We start from the raw sequence: 16,355 nt of genomic DNA on the forward strand, positions 1-16,355 counted from the left end.
AAGCACTGCAACGATAAGCGGCCCCCATGAAACAGTACCTCGACCTGATGCGCCATGTGCGCGACCACGGCACCTTCAAGAGCGACCGCACCGGCACCGGCACCTATAGCGTGTTCGGCTACCAGATGAGATTCGATCTGGCCGATGGCTTCCCCCTGGTCACCACCAAGAAGTGCCACCTCAGATCCATCATCCACGAACTGCTGTGGTTCCTGCAGGGCGATACCAACATTCGCTACCTGAAGGACAACGGCGTCTCCATCTGGGACGAATGGGCCGACGAGAACGGCGAGCTTGGACCGGTCTACGGCTACCAGTGGCGCAGCTGGCCAGCACCGGACGGTCGCCACATCGACCAGATCGCCGGAGTGGTGGACATGATCCGCGCCAAGCCCGATTCACGCCGGCTGATCGTCTCGGCCTGGAATCCGGCGCTGGTGGATGAGATGGCCCTGCCGCCGTGCCATGCGCTGTTCCAGTTCTACGTGGCCGACGGTCGCCTGAGTTGCCAGCTGTATCAGAGGTCCGCCGACATCTTCCTTGGCGTGCCCTTCAACATCGCCAGCTATGCGCTGCTGACCCTGATGGTGGCCCAGGTCACCGGCCTGCAACCGGGTGAATTCATCTGGACCGGCGGCGACTGCCATCTCTACGCCAACCACCTGGAGCAGGCTGATCTGCAGCTGACTCGCGACCCCCTGCCGCTGCCGACCATGCAGCTCAATCCGGCGGTGCAGGATCTGTTCGCCTTTCGCTTCGAAGACTTCGAGCTGCAGGGCTACCAGGCCCATCCGCACATCAAGGCGCCAGTCGCCATCTGAGTCTGCGGCCGGATCGCTTCAGGCGGTCCGGTCGTGTGCCAGCACTTCATCCACCAGCTGTTCCGGCGGCTTGCGCACGTCCAGTACCTGGGCATCCAGGTTTCCAGGCGCTTCCAGGGTGTCGAGCTGACTCTGCAGCAGCTTGGGGTCGAAGAAGTGGCCACGGCGCTTGCCGATGCGCTCGGCCAGCAGTTCCGGCGAGCCCTTGAGGAACAGCAGGCGAACACCTGCGAGCCCGTCCAGCAGCCGATCGCGATAGACCTGCTTGAGTGCCGAGCAGGCGAACACCCGTGTCGTGCCCTCGGCCTGGGCCTGCTGCATGGCGGCGTGGATGGCGTCCAGCCAGGGCCAGCGATCTTCATCGGTGAGGGCGATGCCCTGGGCCATCTTGTCCTTGTTGGCCTGGCTGTGGAAGGTGTCGGCGTCGTCGAAACGACAGCCCAGTCGGCTGGCGAGCAATTCGCCCAGGGTGGTCTTGCCACTGCCCGAGACGCCCATTATCAGGTAGATCATCGTCGGCACTCCGCGTGAGGGTTCGCCTCGCTATAGAGTCCCTAGAGCGGCGTTTGCTCCGGCCGCAGACGACTGCTCCAGGTGGCACCGATGGAGGCGGCGATGATGCAGGCCAGTGCGAACCACTGCGGCAGGCCGAGAATCTCGCCGAGGAACACCCAGCCGGAGAGGGCGCCCAGTGCGGGCTCCAGACTCATCAGGGTGCCGAAGGTGGACGCGGGTAGGCGGGTCAGCGCCACCATTTCCAGGGCATAGGGAATCGCCGTGGACAGCAGTGCCAGGCCCAGTGCCAGGGGCCAGATGTCGGGTTGCAGCAGATGGGCACCGCTGTGGGCGATGCCGATGGGCAGGATGACCAGGGCGCCGATGGTGGCACCGAAGGCGACCGTCCCGGTGCCGTGTACCGCGCCCGCCCGCTTGCCCAGCACGATGTAGATCGCCCAGCAGGCCCCGGCGCCCAGGGCCAGGGCGGTACCCAGGGGATCGAGTGCCGAGGTGTTGTGGCCGAAGGGCAGCAGCACCGCCAGGCCGGCGATCACCAGGGCTATCCATAGCAGGTCCAGCCAGCGGCGCAGGGCGCAGATCGCCACCACCAGTGGCCCGACGAACTCCAGGCCCACGGCGATGCCGATCGGCAGGCGTTGCATGGCCAGGTAGATCGTCAGGTTCATCACGCCCATGGCGACGCCATAGCCCAGCAGGCTGCCCAGGGCCTCGCGGCGAAAGGTGCGCCAGGGCCGCAGCACGGCGAGTAGCACCAGGGCAGCGAAGATCAGTCGCAGGGTGGTGACGCCCACCGGATCGAGGCGCAGGAACAGCGTCTTGGCCAGGCTGGCACTGGCCTGGATCGAGGTCATGGCGACCAGCAGGAGGGCGACGGCGAACAGCGGAGAGCGGGCAGACATCGGCAGGGCTCGACTAGCGGGCCCGCCAGCATAGGTCATCCTACCTGTGCCGCAAGTTCAACTGCGACCTCAATGTGTTTTGGAGCGCAGGCGCAGCTGCTCGGGGCTATCGCGATTCTCGTGGACCTGCTCGAGGTAGCGCTGCTGCTCTTCGCTCTGCGCGACCTGCACGCAACGGGCGTAGCCGGCGTCCCAGCCTTGCTGGTAGGGCTTCTCCGCAGCGAAGCGGCGCAGGTCCTTGTGCACGTAGCCGATGCCGTTGACCGCCTGCTTGCCGGTCTGGCAACCGTCGCTGAAGCCGTCGGCGTAGGCGGGCGGATAGCCCTGGGCGATCAACTGATCGTGATAGCTGGCACAGGCCGTCAGAGCGGACAGCAACGCGGACAACAAGGCAACGCGACGGAAGATAGCCATGGGGCCTCCTCGCGGGATACTACAACCGATCCCTATACCTACAGCTTAGACAGCGCCCTGTGAGAAATTCGTCAAAAAACGCAGTGGCGACAACTTGCCGACGGGCGTGGTGGCGGGCGCCGACAAAATGCATGGCAGGGCGTTGCTCGCCTTGCCTCCGTCGTCGCCCCGGTCGCAGAATGCGGACACTGCCTGCATGCCTGACAAGGACTTACGATGCACGATCCCGTCGCGGCCGGTCTCCGGCTCGCTCCCGATGAGTTGACCCGCCCCTTCGCTCCCGAACAATTCTCCTTCACCGATACCGATCAACTCGAACCCTTCCGCGGCATCCTCGGCCAGGAGCGGGCGGTGGAAGCCTTGCAGTTCGGGGTGGCCATGCCGCGGCCTGGCTACAACGTCTTCGTCATGGGCGAGCCGGGCACCGGTCGCTTCTCCTTCGTCCAGCGCTATCTCAAGGCCGAGGCCAAGCGCCAGCCCACCCCCAACGACTGGGTCTACCTGAACCATTTCGACGAGCCCCGCGCGCCCAAGGTGCTGGAGCTGCCGCCGGGTGAGGGTGAAACCTTCGTCGCCGACATGGCGCATTTCATCGACAACCTGCTGGCTACCTTTCCGGCCGTGTTCGAGCACCCGGCGTTCCAGCAAAAGAAGAACGCCATCGAGCGGGCCTTCAACCAACGCTACGACCAGGCCCTGGATGTGGTGGAAAAGCTCGCCCTGGAAAAGGACATCGCGCTCTACCGCGATGCCAACAACGTCGCCTTTACCCCGATGAAAGAGGGCAAGGCGCTGGACGAGGCCGACTTCGCCCAGTTGCCGGAGGCCGAGCGCGAGCGCTTCCATGCCGACATCTCCAGTCTGGAAGAGCGCCTCAACGAAGAGCTGGCCAGCCTGCCGCAGTGGCGGCGCGAATCGAGCAATCAACTGCGGGCGCTCAACGAAGACACCATCATCCAGGCCCTGCAGCCGCTGCTGGCGCCGCTGTCGGAGAAGTACAACGATAACCCCGGGGTCTGCGCCTACCTGCAGGCCATGCAGGTGGACCTGCTCAAGACCGTGGTCGAGCAACTGGCTGACGACGCCAAGCCCGACATGCAGCGGCGCAAGGAGCTGCGCGAGCAGTACGAGCCCAATCTGATCATCGGCCACCACGCCACCGGTGGCGCCCCTGTGGTGTTCGAATCCCACCCGACCTACGACAATCTCTTCGGGCGCATCGAATACCAGTCCGACCAGGGCGCGCTCTACACCAACTATCGCCAACTGCGCCCGGGTGCGTTGCATCGCGCCAATGGCGGCTTCCTTATCGTCGAGGCGGAAAAGCTTCTGACCGAGCCCTTCGTCTGGGATGCCCTCAAGCGTGCCCTGCATTCCCGCCAGCTGAAGATGGAATCGCCGCTGGCCGAGCTGGGGCGCCTCACCGCCATGAGCCTGGCGCCGCAGCAGATTCCCCTTCAGCTCAAGGTCATCATCATCGGTTCGCGGAACATCTATTACACCCTGCAAGAGGTCGATTCGGACTTCCAGGAGATGTTCCGGGTGCTGGTGGACTTCGACGAAGAGCTGCCGCTGCGTGACGAAAGCCTCGAGCAGTTCGCCCAGTTGCTCAAGACCCGGACCTCGGAAGAGGGCATGGCGCCCCTGACGTCGGCTGCCGTGGCCCGGCTGGCCACCTACAGCGCCCGCCTGGCCGAGCACCAGGGGCGGCTGTCGGCGCGCATCGGTGATCTGTTCCAACTGGTCAGCGAGGCCGACTTCATTCGCCATCTGGCCGGAGACGCCCTTACCGACAAGGGGCACGTCGAGCGGGCGCTCAAGGCCAAGGAAACCCGTACCGGCCGCGTCTGCGCCAGGGTGCTGGACGACATGCTCACCGGGCTGATTCTCATCGATACCCAGGGCGCCGCGGTAGGCAAGTGCAACGGCCTCACCGTGCTGGAAGTGGCCGATTCCGCCTTCGGCATGCCGGCGCGGATTTCCGCCACCGTCTATCCGGGCGCCAGCGGCATCCTCGACATCGAGCGGGAGGTCAGCCTCGGCCAGCCGATCCACTCCAAGGGCGTGATGATCCTCACCGGCTACCTCGGCAGTCGCTATGCCCAGGAATTCCCCCTGTCGATCTCGGCCAGCATCGCCCTGGAGCAGTCCTATGGCTACGTGGATGGCGACAGCGCCTCCCTCGGCGAGGCCTGCACCCTGATCTCCGCCCTGTCGCGCACACCGCTCAAGCAGTGCTTCGCCATCACCGGTTCCATCAACCAGTTCGGCGAGGTGCAGCCGGTTGGCGGGGTGAACGAGAAGATCGAAGGCTTCTTCCGCCTCTGCCAGGCGCGAGGCCTCACCGGCGAGCAGGGCGTCATCATCCCCCGCGCCAACGTGACCAACCTGATGCTCGACGAGACGGTCCTGGAAGCCGTGCGCGAAGGCCGGTTCCACGTCTATGCCGTGCGTCAGGCGGACGAGGCCCTGTCGCTGCTGGTGGGCGAGCCCGCTGGTGCGCCGGATGCCAAGGGTCGCTTTCCCGCGGGCAGCGTCAATGCCCGGGTGGTACAGCGTCTCAAGGAAATCGCCGAGCTCGAGCTGGAAGATGAACTGGCCGACAAACTCAGTGATAACTCCAAGGCAAAAGGGAAAAACAACGAAGCGGAGTAGAACTGAGTCCCAGGGGGCCGGTCGGATTTTGTACAAGGCGCTGCAGCCCAAGTAGCACGGCGCCCAGACCCGCTTGCCCCCTGTCGACCAACAGGGTTGTCCACAGCTTGTGTGGATACCTCTGGTGCTAGGACCGGCGAGTATCCAGCGCTTCGAGAGGATGACGCCATGTCCCGTACCATCACCCTGATCCGTCCCTGCCTGGGCCTCGTCACCCGTATCGAATGCGAGATCAAGCCGCTCGGTCAGGAGCAGGGGCTCTGGACACTGCTGTGCGCCGCCGGCCTCAATGGCCAGCAGCCTACCGCCATCAAGGCTCAAGGCCCCTTCCACGGTCCCAAGGCTGCCGAAGGCGTGATGACGGCTATCGCCGAGAACCTGGTGGAGCAAGGTTACATCCAGGTCGAAGAGACCCAGATCTGGCGTCTGCACATGCAGGGCGAGCTGCGCAAGATGAACGGCGAGCGCACCCATCACCAGGTGCGTTTCCAGGTCGGTCCCGACGCCTGAACGGCGGTCAACCTGCCGCATTGGTCAGGCCTCAACGCCTCGGTATACTCGCCCGGCCCTGGTAAACCGAGCGAGATCGCATGGAACGTCTGATCGAAAAAGTCCTTTACGCCTCCCGTTGGCTGTTGGCACCCATCTATATGGGCCTGTCGCTAGCGCTCATTCTGCTGGCGCTGAAGTTCTTTCAGGAAGTCTTTCACGTCCTGCCGCACATCTTCGAATCCACCGAAGCCGAGCTTATTTTGCTGGTGCTATCGCTCATCGACATGGCCCTGGTGGGTGGTCTGCTGGTCATGGTGATGATCTCCGGCTACGAGAACTTCGTTTCCCAGCTGGACATCGACGAAGGCTCGGAGAAGCTCAGCTGGCTGGGCAAGATGGATTCGGGGTCGCTGAAGAACAAGGTCGCCGCCTCCATCGTCGCCATTTCTTCGATCCATCTGTTGCGCATCTTTATGGATGCCCAGAACACCAATCCCGAATACCTGAAGTGGTACGTGATCATTCACTTGGTGTTCGTGGTGTCGGCCTTCGCCATGGGCTATCTGGATCGCCTGACCAAGCACTGAAGGACGCCGCTCGTCTGGCGCTGGCATCTTTCGCTTACGCTTTGTGGATTGCGCCGCTGCGCTTGCCTGGCCTAGGTTGTCCAATGCTCGCAGCCGCCGCTCGGTGCCGCTCCCGGCTCCCAGCTCGACCCGGAGGTCCCCATGCAGTTGACGGAATTGACTCAGCGCGCCCAGGCCGGAGAGGTCCGGGAGCTCAACCTGCTGTCCATCGAGGGCGGTTTCTACGTGCTCGAGGTGCTCACCCAGGAAGGCCGCACGCAACTGACCGGCCGTGACGGCCACTTCTATCGCCTGGGCTCGGCCGCCCAGGCCCGCCGGCTATTGGCCGACCTGCCGGCGTTGCCGTGCTTTCTCATCCAGCACAGCGCCTACGACGAAATGGTCGGCATGGCGCCGCGCTCCAGCGAGCCCCTGAAGATTCCGCTGAACTACCGGAACGCCTCTTGAGGCCGGGCGCCGTTCGGCGCCTGCTGCCGGTCTTCGGCGACCAGCTCTCGCCCCGGCTGGCATCCCTGCGCCAGGCCGACCCTGCGCAGGACGTGCTGCTGCTGGCGGAAGTCCCCAGCGAAACCTCTTACGTACCCCACCATCCGCGCAAGATCGCCTTCATCTTCAGCGCCATGCGGCACTTCGCCGAAGAGCTACGGGAGCGTGGCTTCCGGGTCGTATACCGTACGCTGGACGATCCAGATAACCAGGGCTCACTGCCGGCCGAGATCGCCCACTGGAGCGCGGCTCTCCAGGCGGCCGAGGTGCATCTCACCGAGACCGGCGAGTGGCGGCTGGAGCAGGCCCTGCGCGAGCTGGAACTGCCTGTGCCGGTGCAGTGGCACCGTGATGACCGCTTCCTCTGCAGTCGCGCGGCCTTCGCCCGCTGGGCCGGGGCCAAGTCAAGTCTGCGCATGGAGAGCTTCTATCGCGGTATGCGCCGGCGCCATGGCTGGTTGATGGCCGGGCCGGACGAACCCTGCGGTGGCGCCTGGAATCTGGACAAGGACAATCGCAAGGCCCTGCCCAAAGCCTACGTCGTTCCGGAGACATTCGCGTCTCCCCCTGACGCCTGTACCCGCGAGGTCCTTGCCCTCGTCGGCCAGCGTTTCGCCCACCATTATGGCCGGCTGGAGGGATTCGACTATCCGGTGACGCGCGAAGACGCCGAACGTCTCTGGCAACACTTCCTCGATTCGGGCCTGCACGATTTTGGCGACTACCAAGACGCCATGGCCCGCGGCGAGCCCTATCTCTATCACGCCCGGATCAGCGCGGCGCTCAATGTCGGTCTGCTGGACGTGCGGCACCTGTGCGAAGACATCGACACGGCCTATCGCGAGGGGCGGGTACCGCTGAACAGTGCAGAAGGTTTCCTGCGGCAGCTCATCGGTTGGCGTGAGTACGTGCGCGGCATCTACTGGCTGCGCATGCCGGACTATGCCGAACTCAACGTCCTGGGTAACCACCGTGCTCTGCCGGAGTTCTACTGGACCGGCGATACCAGTATGGCCTGCATGCGCGAGAGCATCGGCCAGACCCTGGAGCTGGCCTATGCCCACCACATCCAGCGGCTGATGGTCACGGGTAATTTCGCCCTGCTCGCCGGCATTGCGCCCCAGGCCATCGGTGAATGGTACCTGGCGGTGTATCTCGATGCCTTCGAGTGGGTCGAGCTGCCCAATACCCAGGCGATGGTCATGCATGCGGACGGTGGCTATCTCGGCAGCAAACCCTATTGCGCGAGCGGCCAGTACATCCGCCGCCAGTCCAACTACTGCAAGGGCTGTCACTACCAGGTCAGCGAAGCGCTAGGCGAAACAGCCTGTCCCTTCAATGCCCTTTACTGGCACTTCCTGATCCGGCATCGCGGCCGCTTCGCCAGCTATCCGCGAATGCGTAACCTCTACCGCAATCTCGACCGCCAGGCCCCCGAGCGGCAGCAGGCCCTCTGGCAGCGGGGCCAAGCATTGCTGGCGCGGCTGGATGCGGGCGAATCCCTATGAAAAAGAGCGATCTGCCTACCAAACTCTGCCCGGTCTGCCAGCGTCCTTTCGCCTGGCGCAAGAAATGGGAGCGCAACTGGGACGAGGTGCGCTATTGCTCCGAGCGTTGTCGCCGCCAGCGCAGCGCCACCGGCGGCGAGGCCAGCCCCTGATGTGCTAGGCTCGGCTCTTTTTTCCGCCATGGACAAGCCGCTATGAACGACATCCTCCTCGACACCGACGAAGCCCGCGTCAGCTACGGTATCGGCCGCCAGCTGGGCGATCAGCTGCGCCAGAACCCGGTCCCGGGCATGCAACTGGCCGCCGTGCTCGCCGGTCTCACCGAGGCATTCGCCGGCCAGGCCTCCAAGGTGGACGTCGAGGCGTTGAACGCCAGCTTCCGCGTCATCCGCGAGCGCATGCAGGAAGAGGCCAAGGTCAAGGCCGCTGCCGCAGCCCAGGAAGGTGTCGACTACCTGAAGGCCAACGCCGAGCGCCCGGGTGTGGTGGTGTTGCCCTCGGGGCTGCAGTACGAGGTGCTGACGCAAGGGGAGGGCGCCACGCCCACCCGTGAAGACCAGGTGCGTACCCACTACCACGGTACCCTGATCGACGGCAGCGTCTTCGACAGCTCCTACGAGCGCGGCCAGCCCGCCGAGTTTCCGGTAGGTGGTGTCATCGCCGGCTGGACCGAGGCCCTGCAACTGATGCCGGCCGGTAGCAAGTGGCGCCTGCACGTGCCCAGCGAACTGGCCTATGGCGCCCAGGGCGTCGGTGGCATCCCGCCGCACAGCGTGCTGGTATTCGACGTCGAGTTGCTCGACGTCCTCTGAGATGTCAGGCGTCCAGGCGCAGCGTCTCGTTTTCCGGGCGCAGCGCCAGGGCGTAGCTGAAGAGGAAGACCTGGCGGATCTGTTCCTTCACCACCCGCGGCTCGCTGGAGGTGAGACTGTGCAGATCCAGCTCGCCCAGGTCCTTGAGTTCTTCCAGGGCCGTTTCGTCCAGCTCCGCGCAGACCTTGCCGGTTTCCCGGTTGAGGATGCGCAGATAGGGATGGGGTCGGTCCAGCCAGGCGTCGATCAGATAAGTCATGGTAGGCGCTCCTGTGTCGCTATTTATGAGAATAATTCTTATTATCTAAAAGGCAAGGGGATTACCTGACTTTTTTGGTCGGACATGAAAAAGCCCGCGGTCTTTCGACGGCGGGCTTTTCGTTGCAGTGAGCGGTCAGTGGGTACGTGCGACCGAGAACTGGCCAAGTTCAACCAGGGCGTCTCGATAGGGGCTGGCGGGCAGGACTTCCAGGCAGGCAATCGCGCGCTCGGCGAATTCCTGGGCCTTGCGTGCGGTGTAGTCGAGGGCACCGGCGGCTTCGACGGCGGCGCGCACGCTCTCCAGGTCCTGGCTACCGCCCTGGCGGATCGCCTGGCGTACCAGGGCGGCCTGCTCGGCAGTGCCTTCGCGCATGGTCACGATCAGCGGCAGGGTGGGCTTGCCTTCGGCCAGGTCGTCACCGACGTTCTTGCCCAAGGTAGCGGCGTCGCCTTGGTAGTCCAGCAGGTCGTCGACCAGCTGGAAGGCGACACCCAGGTGATCGCCATAGCGACGCAGGGCTTCCGCCTGCTCGGGGCTCGCCCCGGCCAGGATCGCCGCGCTGTGGGTGGAGGCTTCGAAGAGCATGGCGGTCTTGCCGCGGATGACCTCCATGTAGATCTCTTCGGTGGTGCTGGCGTCGCGAATCTTCGACAGCTGCAGCACTTCGCCCTCGGCGATGACACGGGTCGCCTGGGAGATGATGCGCATCACTTCCATCGAGCCGAGGGCCACCATCATCTCGAAGGAGCGGGCATAGAGGAAGTCGCCCACCAGCACGCTCGGCGCATTGCCCCAGAGGGCGTTGGCGGTGGAACGACCGCGGCGCATACCCGAGGCGTCGACCACATCGTCGTGCAGCAGGGTGGAGGTGTGCAGGAACTCGATGGTGGCCGCCAGCAACTGCAGGTCGTGATCCGCGCGCCCGAGGGCCTTGCCGGCCAGCAGCACCAGCAGCGGACGCAGGCGCTTGCCGCCGGCGGAGACGATGTAGTCGCCAATCTTCTCGACCAGCGGCACGCGCGAAGTCAGCTGCTGGCGGATGATGCCGTCTACGGCGGCGAAGTCGTCCGTCACCACGCGATAGAAGGACTGGGATTGCTGCGTCATTGAGAGGTGTCCACTGGAGTTCCGGGCAAGATTCAGGCGGCCGGATGGCGCATCACCGCCAGACTATGCCCTAGGGACCGGCCCGAGTGCCATGCCCAGGGAAAGCCTTCGCGCTCTCGCGGCTGCCGATTTCGGGCCAGCTCCGGCCCGGCATGGCTGCTGAACGAGGTTGCGCGGCATGCTAGGGGTGGGGTGGGGGCCTGTCAAGGCGCGGGCCGGCGGCTCTTGCCTCCTGCTCGCTGCTTGCGTAGAATCGCGGGCCCTGAACATTCCTAGGGTTAACCCCCTGTCTTACGCAATTGCGCGGCGCTCCTTCCGGTCCCGCGCAGCCATGCCGGTCGACGATACCTCCTATAAAGCACCGGGTGAGCAGGTTAAACGGAGATTTACCATGTCCTACGCAGTTATCGTTACCGGTGGCAAGCAATACAAGGTCGCCGAAGGCGAATACCTGAAGGTCGAGAAACTCGACATCGCCACCGGTGAAACCGTCACCTTCGACCAGGTTCTGCTGGTTGGCAACGGTGACGACGTCAAGATCGGTCTGCCGGTCGTTGATGGTGCCAAAGTGACCGCCGAAGTGACCGCCCAGGGCCGTCACAACAAGGTCACCATCATCAAATTCCGTCGTCGTAAGCATCACATGAAGCGTCAGGGCCACCGTCAGTGGTTCACTGAAATCAAGATCACTGGCATCCAGGCCTGATCTCGCCTCTAACGGAGAATTGACTCATGGCACACAAAAAAGCGGGTGGTTCTACTCGTAACGGTCGCGATTCCGAAAGCAAACGCCTTGGCGTGAAGCTGTACGGCGGCCAGGTCGTCAAGGCCGGCAACATCATCGTGCGTCAGCGCGGCACCCAGTACCATGCCGGTTACGGCGTGGGCCTCGGCAAGGATCACACCCTGTTCGCGAAAGTGGACGGCGTGATCAAGTTCGACGTGAAGGGCGCCTTCGGCCGTCGTTACGTGAGCATCGTCGCCGCCGCCTAAGGCTCGTGACGAAAGAAAAGCCCTGTCTACCCGACGGGGCTTTTTCGTTTGTAGTTAAGCTAGTGTGGTGTTTCAGAAATTACCTGCACAATTTTGGCGGCGCTTTTTCGGCCTAGGCGTTGTTGCCACTCCTCGCCATGGCCCTGCTATGACTCGTCACGGCGCCTAGCCCAGGGCAAAAAATCACTCGCCAATTCTTGCGCGAACTTCTGAAACACCACACTAGTTCCTTGTTTGCAGCGGCCCGCGAGCGCGGGAGGTCCAGATGAAATTCGTCGATGAAGTATCCATACACGTAAAAGCGGGTGACGGCGGCAACGGCATGATGAGTTTCCGCCGGGAGAAATTCATCGAAAAGGGTGGCCCCAATGGTGGTGATGGCGGCGATGGTGGGTCGATCTGGCTCGAAGCCGATATCAACCTGAACACCCTGGTCGATTACCGTTACACCCGCCGCTTCACCGCGCAGAACGGTGAAAAGGGCGGCAGTACCGAGTGCACGGGGGCCAAGGGTGAAGACCTGGTGCTGCCGGTGCCGGTAGGTACCACGGTGATCGATGCGGCGACCCAGGAAATCATCGGTGACCTGACTCAGCCCGGTCAGCGCATCCGCGTCGTCCAGGGCGGCTGGCACGGCCTGGGCAATACCCGGTTCAAGTCCAGCACCAATCGCGCGCCGCGGCAGACCACGCCCGGCAAGCCCGGGGAAGAGCGCGATCTCAAACTGGAGCTCAAGGTGCTGGCGGACATCGGTCTGCTCGGCCTGCCCAATGCCGGCAAGAGCACCTTCATTCGTGCGGTGTCGGCGGCCAAGCCCAAGGTGGCGGACTATCCCTTCACTACCCTGGTGCCAAACCTTGGCGTAGTCAGTGTGGGGCGCTTCAAGAGCTTCGTGGTCGCCGACATCCCCGGGCTGATCGAAGGCGCCTCCGAAGGTGCCGGCCTGGGCATCCGCTTCCTCAAGCACCTGGCGCGTACCCGCTTGCTGCTGCACCTGGTCGACATGGCGCCCCTGGACGAGAGCGATCCGGCCGAAGCCGCCGAGACCATCATCAATGAGCTGACCAAGTTCAGTCCGGCGTTGGGCGAGCGTGATCGCTGGCTGGTGCTGAACAAGGCCGACCAGTTGCTCGACGAGGAGCGCGACGAGCGTCTCAAGGCGGTCGTCGAGCGTCTGGATTGGCAAGGCCCGGTCTTCGTTATCTCCGCGCTGGAGCGCGAAGGCACCGAGCAACTCTGCCAGGCCATAATGCAGTACCTTGACGAGCGCTCGCTGCGTATCGCCGAGGACCCGGCCTATGCCGAGGCGCTGGAAGAGCTCGATCAGCGGATCGAAGATGAGGCGCGGGCACGGTTGCAGGCGCTGGACGACCAGCGTGCCCTGCGTCGTTCCGGTGTCAAGTCGGTGGACGAAGACGACGACTTCGACGATGACGAAGACGACGGTGACGGTCCGGAAATCTTCTACGTACGGTAAGAAAGGAGCTTGCCCATGCGTGATCAGGTGTCTGGCGCCCAGCGCTGGGTGGTGAAGATCGGCAGTGCCCTGCTGACCGATGATGGTCGTTGTCTGGATGGCGGGGCCATGGCTGGCTGGGTCGAGCAGATGGTGGCCCTGCACCAGGCGGGCATCGAGCTGGTGCTGGTGTCCTCGGGTGCCGTGGCGGCCGGCATGAGTCGGCTCGGCTGGGCGCAGCGTCCGACCGCTATCAACGAGTTGCAGGCAGCGGCGGCGGTGGGGCAGATGGGCTTGGTGCAGGCCTGGGAATCCAGCTTCGCCGAGCATCAGGTGCAGACCGCGCAGATCCTGCTCACTCATGACGACCTTTCCGACCGCAAGCGCTACCTCAATGCTCGCAGTACCTTGCGCACCCTGGTGAGCCTGGGCGTGGTGCCGGTGATCAACGAGAATGATACCGTCGTCACCGACGAGATCCGCTTCGGCGACAACGACACCCTGGCCGCCCTGGTGGCCAATCTGGTCGAGGCCGACCTGCTGGTGATCCTCACCGATCGCGACGGCATGTTCGACGCCGATCCGCGCAGCAATCCCGACGCCAGCCTCATCAGTGAGGCGCGGGCCGACGATCCGGCCCTGGATCTGGTCGCTGGCGGTACCGGTGGTGCCCTGGGGCGTGGCGGTATGCAGACCAAGCTGCGTGCTGCGCGGCTGGCGGCGCGGTCCGGTGCCTACACGGTCATCGTCGGTGGACGTATCCAGCAGGTACTCAGTCGCCTGCAGCAGGGCGAGCAGTTGGGTACCCTGCTGTCGCCCGAGCGCGGCCTGGTGGCGGCGCGCAAGCAATGGCTGGCGGGACACCTGCAGGTGCGCGGTACGCTGCGCCTGGACGCCGGTGCGGTCCAGGCCCTGGTTGGTGGGCATCGGAGTCTGCTACCCGTGGGCGTGCAGGACCTGGAAGGCAGCTTCCGTCGTGGCGAGATGGTCGCCTGCGTCGCGCCCGATGGGCGCGAGGTGGCGCGGGGGCTGGTCAACTACAGTGCAACCGAGGCGCGGCGCATCCTGGGGCGGCCTTCGGATGCCATCGTGGTCGAACTCGGCTACGTCTATGAGCCTGAACTGATCCACCGGGACAACCTCGTCCTGGTCTGACGATCATCGATCCTGGCGCCTCTCCGGAGGCGTTGGGCTCTCGAATCCCGGGCAATAAAAAACCGGCCGAAGCCGGTTTTTTACTTGAACGCTTATCAGGCAGCGGCGGGGGTAGCCAGGGCCTTGATGTGAGCGTTCAGGCGGCTCTTGTGGCGAGCGGCCTTGTTCTTGTCGATGATGCCCTTGTCGGCCATGCGGTCGATGACCGGAACGGCAGCAACATAAGCGGACTTGGCTTTTTCCAGGTCCTTGGCTTCGATCGCCTTGACGACGTTCTTGATGTAAGTACGCACCATGGAGCGCAGGCTCGCATTGTGGCTGCGACGCTTCTCAGCCTGTTTGGCGCGTTTTTTGGCGGAGGGGGAGTTAGCCACCGTGGAGCTCCTTCGAAAAAGACTGTATTAGGTACAGAGCGAACTCTGTAGCAAGTACAGAGCTAAATTAAGGTCGCGAATCTTGACGTCCCTGGCGGCGGCTGTCAAGGCTGTCTGGATGGATATCCGGCTGGTCGCCGATGAAGGGCCTCGTTACACTCGGCCTCTTGCGCAAACCGCGCGATCGCACCAACCCGCGCCTTTCGCTACGCCTCGCGGCGTTCACCGAGTCCTCTCCCTGCCATGAATCTGCTCAAGTCCCTGGCCGCCGTCAGCTCCATGACCATGTTGTCCCGCGTGCTGGGGTTCGTCCGCGACACCATCGTCGCCCGTACCTTCGGCGCCGGCATGGCCACCGATGCCTTTTTCGTCGCCTTCAAGCTGCCCAACCTCTTGCGGCGGATCTTCGCCGAAGGTGCCTTTTCCCAGGCCTTCGTGCCCATCCTGGCCGAGTACAAGGCCCAGCAGGGCGAGGAGGCCACCCGCACCTTCCTGGCCTACGTCAGTGGCCTGCTGACCCTGGTGCTGGCGGTGGTCACGGTGCTCGGCATGCTGGCGGCGCCACTGGTGATCTGGGTCACTGCGCCGGGCTTCGCCGATACGCCGGAAAAATTCGCCCTCACGTCCGATCTGCTGCGGGTGACCTTTCCTTACATCCTGCTGATCTCCCTGGCGTCCCTGGCCGGCGCCGTGCTCAACACCTGGAACAGGTTCAGCGTGCCGGCCTTCGTGCCAACGCTGCTCAACATCAGCATGATCGTCTTCGCGCTGTTCCTGACGCCCTATTTCAACCCGCCGATCATGGCCCTGGCCTGGGCGACGCTGGTGGGTGGCCTGGCACAGTTCCTCTATCAGCTGCCGCACCTGAAACGCATCGGCATGCTGGTGCTGCCGCGGCTGAATCTGCGCGACAGCGGCGTCTGGCGGGTCATGAAGCAGATGGGGCCGGCGATCCTCGGGGTGTCGGTCAGCCAGATCTCGCTGATCATCAACACCATCTTCGCCTCCTTCCTGGCCGCTGGCTCGGTGTCCTGGATGTACTACGCCGACCGTCTGATGGAGCTGCCCTCCGGCGTGCTGGGAGTGGCCCTGGGGACCATCCTGTTGCCGGCGCTGTCGCGCACCTATGCCAAGGCCGATCGCCAGGAGTACTCGCGCCTGCTCGACTGGGGCCTGCGACTGTGCTTCCTGCTGGTGCTGCCCTGTGCCGCCGCCCTGGCGCTGCTGTCCGAGCCGCTGACCGTCTCGCTGTTCCAATATGGGCGTTTCGATGCCCATGACGCCCTGATGACCCAGCGGGCGCTGGTCGCCTACGCCGTAGGTTTGCTCGGCATCATCCTGGTCAAGGTGCTGGCGCCCGGCTTTTATGCCCAGCAGAACATCAAGACGCCGGTGAAGATCGCGATCTTCACCCTGGCGGTCACCCAGGTGCTCAACCTGCTCCTGATCGGGCCGCTGCAGCACGTCGGCCTGGCACTCGCCATAGGGCTGGCGGCCTGTCTCAACGCGGGCCTTTTATTCTGGCAGTTGCGCCGCCATAACCTGTTCATCCCTCAGGCTGGCTGGGCGAGTTTCCTGTTGCGCCTGCTAGTGGCCGTGGGGGTGATGAGTGCGGTGCTGTTCGGCCTCATGCAACTGCTGCCCAACTGGAGCGAAGGCCTGATGTGGCACCGCCTGCTGCGCCTGGGCGCTCTGGTAGCGGCGGGTGTGTTGGCCTATTTCGCCAGCCTCTTCCTGCTCGGCTTCCGCCTGCGGGACTTCAATCGGAAGGCACTGATCTAGCCCGCCCGAGGATTGCACGAAGCCGGGGCGTGC

The 16,355-nt window shown here is 64.2% G+C and carries 19 protein-coding genes; 13 read left to right on the forward strand and 6 right to left on the reverse strand.

All coding sequences use genetic code 11. The annotated features are described in order from the left end of the window. The first annotated feature begins 26 nt into the window (after positions 1-26). A complete protein-coding gene (locus QZ471_RS22025) occupies positions 27-821 on the forward strand; it encodes a thymidylate synthase (RefSeq protein WP_295467875.1) in 795 nt (264 codons plus the stop codon). Between the two features lie 18 nt (positions 822-839). On the opposite strand, the gene QZ471_RS22030 is transcribed toward QZ471_RS22025, so the two are convergent. From QZ471_RS22030 to QZ471_RS22040, 3 genes are all read right to left on the reverse strand, one after another. Further along, the gene (locus QZ471_RS22030) at positions 840-1,334 is read right to left on the reverse strand and encodes a gluconokinase (protein ID WP_295467877.1); all 495 of its coding nucleotides are present in this window, start codon (positions 1,332-1,334) and stop codon (positions 840-842) included. 41 nt (positions 1,335-1,375) lie between these two features. Continuing rightward, entirely contained in the window at positions 1,376-2,239 is an 864-nt protein-coding gene (locus QZ471_RS22035) for an EamA family transporter (RefSeq protein WP_295467879.1), read from the reverse strand. 69 nt (positions 2,240-2,308) lie between these two features. Continuing rightward, positions 2,309-2,653 carry a hypothetical protein gene (locus tag QZ471_RS22040; protein WP_295467881.1) on the reverse strand — a complete coding sequence of 115 codons (345 nt, stop codon included), beginning with the start codon at positions 2,651-2,653 and terminating at the stop codon, positions 2,309-2,311. Positions 2,654-2,869: 216 nt separating this feature from the next. On the opposite strand from QZ471_RS22040, the gene QZ471_RS22045 reads away from it, so the two are divergent. The 7 genes from QZ471_RS22045 to QZ471_RS22075 all read left to right on the forward strand — a co-directional run bounded on the left by QZ471_RS22045 (position 2,870) and on the right by QZ471_RS22075 (position 9,193). Continuing rightward, entirely contained in the window at positions 2,870-5,308 is a 2,439-nt protein-coding gene (locus tag QZ471_RS22045) for an ATP-binding protein (RefSeq protein WP_295467884.1), read from the forward strand. Between the two features lie 168 nt (positions 5,309-5,476). Next, positions 5,477-5,818 (forward strand): hypothetical protein, encoded by a 342-nt coding sequence (locus tag QZ471_RS22050; protein WP_295467886.1) that lies wholly within the window; start codon positions 5,477-5,479, stop codon positions 5,816-5,818. Positions 5,819-5,898: 80 nt separating this feature from the next. Continuing rightward, positions 5,899-6,387 carry a TIGR00645 family protein gene (locus tag QZ471_RS22055; protein WP_295467888.1) on the forward strand — a complete coding sequence of 163 codons (489 nt, stop codon included), beginning with the start codon at positions 5,899-5,901 and terminating at the stop codon, positions 6,385-6,387. 141 nt (positions 6,388-6,528) lie between these two features. Next, positions 6,529-6,834, forward strand: coding sequence for a DUF6482 family protein (locus tag QZ471_RS22060; protein WP_295467890.1), 306 nt, complete (start codon positions 6,529-6,531; stop codon positions 6,832-6,834). Further along, entirely contained in the window at positions 6,831-8,381 is a 1,551-nt protein-coding gene (locus QZ471_RS22065) for a cryptochrome/photolyase family protein (RefSeq protein WP_295467892.1), read from the forward strand. The genes QZ471_RS22060 and QZ471_RS22065 overlap by 4 nt, the downstream gene beginning before the upstream one ends. Further along, entirely contained in the window at positions 8,378-8,533 is a 156-nt protein-coding gene (locus tag QZ471_RS22070; protein WP_295467895.1) for a DUF2256 domain-containing protein, read from the forward strand. Before QZ471_RS22065 ends, QZ471_RS22070 begins: the two co-directional genes overlap by 4 nt. A gap of 42 nt (positions 8,534-8,575) precedes the next feature. Beyond that, a complete protein-coding gene (locus tag QZ471_RS22075; protein WP_295467897.1) occupies positions 8,576-9,193 on the forward strand; it encodes an FKBP-type peptidyl-prolyl cis-trans isomerase in 618 nt (205 codons plus the stop codon). Between the two features lie 4 nt (positions 9,194-9,197). Here the strand turns inward: QZ471_RS22075 and QZ471_RS22080 are convergent, their stop codons facing one another. Continuing rightward, entirely contained in the window at positions 9,198-9,452 is a 255-nt protein-coding gene (locus tag QZ471_RS22080; RefSeq protein WP_295467901.1) for a hypothetical protein, read from the reverse strand. Between the two features lie 135 nt (positions 9,453-9,587). Beyond that, a complete protein-coding gene (locus tag QZ471_RS22085) occupies positions 9,588-10,562 on the reverse strand; it encodes a polyprenyl synthetase family protein (protein WP_295467905.1) in 975 nt (324 codons plus the stop codon). Positions 10,563-10,953: 391 nt separating this feature from the next. On the opposite strand from QZ471_RS22085, the gene rplU reads away from it, so the two are divergent. From rplU to proB, 4 genes are all read left to right on the forward strand, one after another. Next, a complete protein-coding gene (gene rplU, locus QZ471_RS22090) occupies positions 10,954-11,268 on the forward strand; it encodes a 50S ribosomal protein L21 (RefSeq protein WP_295467909.1) in 315 nt (104 codons plus the stop codon). A gap of 26 nt (positions 11,269-11,294) precedes the next feature. Next, the gene (rpmA, locus tag QZ471_RS22095; protein WP_007160792.1) at positions 11,295-11,555 is read left to right on the forward strand and encodes a 50S ribosomal protein L27; all 261 of its coding nucleotides are present in this window, start codon (positions 11,295-11,297) and stop codon (positions 11,553-11,555) included. A gap of 265 nt (positions 11,556-11,820) precedes the next feature. Next, positions 11,821-13,032 carry an Obg family GTPase CgtA gene (gene cgtA / locus QZ471_RS22100; protein WP_295467915.1) on the forward strand — a complete coding sequence of 404 codons (1,212 nt, stop codon included), beginning with the start codon at positions 11,821-11,823 and terminating at the stop codon, positions 13,030-13,032. A gap of 15 nt (positions 13,033-13,047) precedes the next feature. After that, complete coding sequence (proB, locus tag QZ471_RS22105) at positions 13,048-14,166, forward strand: glutamate 5-kinase (RefSeq protein WP_295467916.1); 1,119 nt, start codon at positions 13,048-13,050, stop codon at positions 14,164-14,166. A gap of 95 nt (positions 14,167-14,261) precedes the next feature. Here proB and rpsT read toward each other — a convergent pair whose 3' ends face one another. Further along, positions 14,262-14,540 carry a 30S ribosomal protein S20 gene (rpsT, locus tag QZ471_RS22110; RefSeq protein ID WP_007160795.1) on the reverse strand — a complete coding sequence of 93 codons (279 nt, stop codon included), beginning with the start codon at positions 14,538-14,540 and terminating at the stop codon, positions 14,262-14,264. A 243-nt stretch (positions 14,541-14,783) separates the two neighbouring features. On the opposite strand from rpsT, the gene murJ reads away from it, so the two are divergent. Further along, positions 14,784-16,322, forward strand: coding sequence for a murein biosynthesis integral membrane protein MurJ (murJ, locus tag QZ471_RS22115; RefSeq protein WP_295467919.1), 1,539 nt, complete (start codon positions 14,784-14,786; stop codon positions 16,320-16,322). Positions 16,323-16,355: the final 33 nt, after the last annotated feature.

The sequence above is a fragment of the uncultured Pseudomonas sp. genome (genome assembly GCF_913774235.1).
Lineage (GTDB): Bacteria > Pseudomonadota > Gammaproteobacteria > Pseudomonadales > Pseudomonadaceae > Chryseomonas.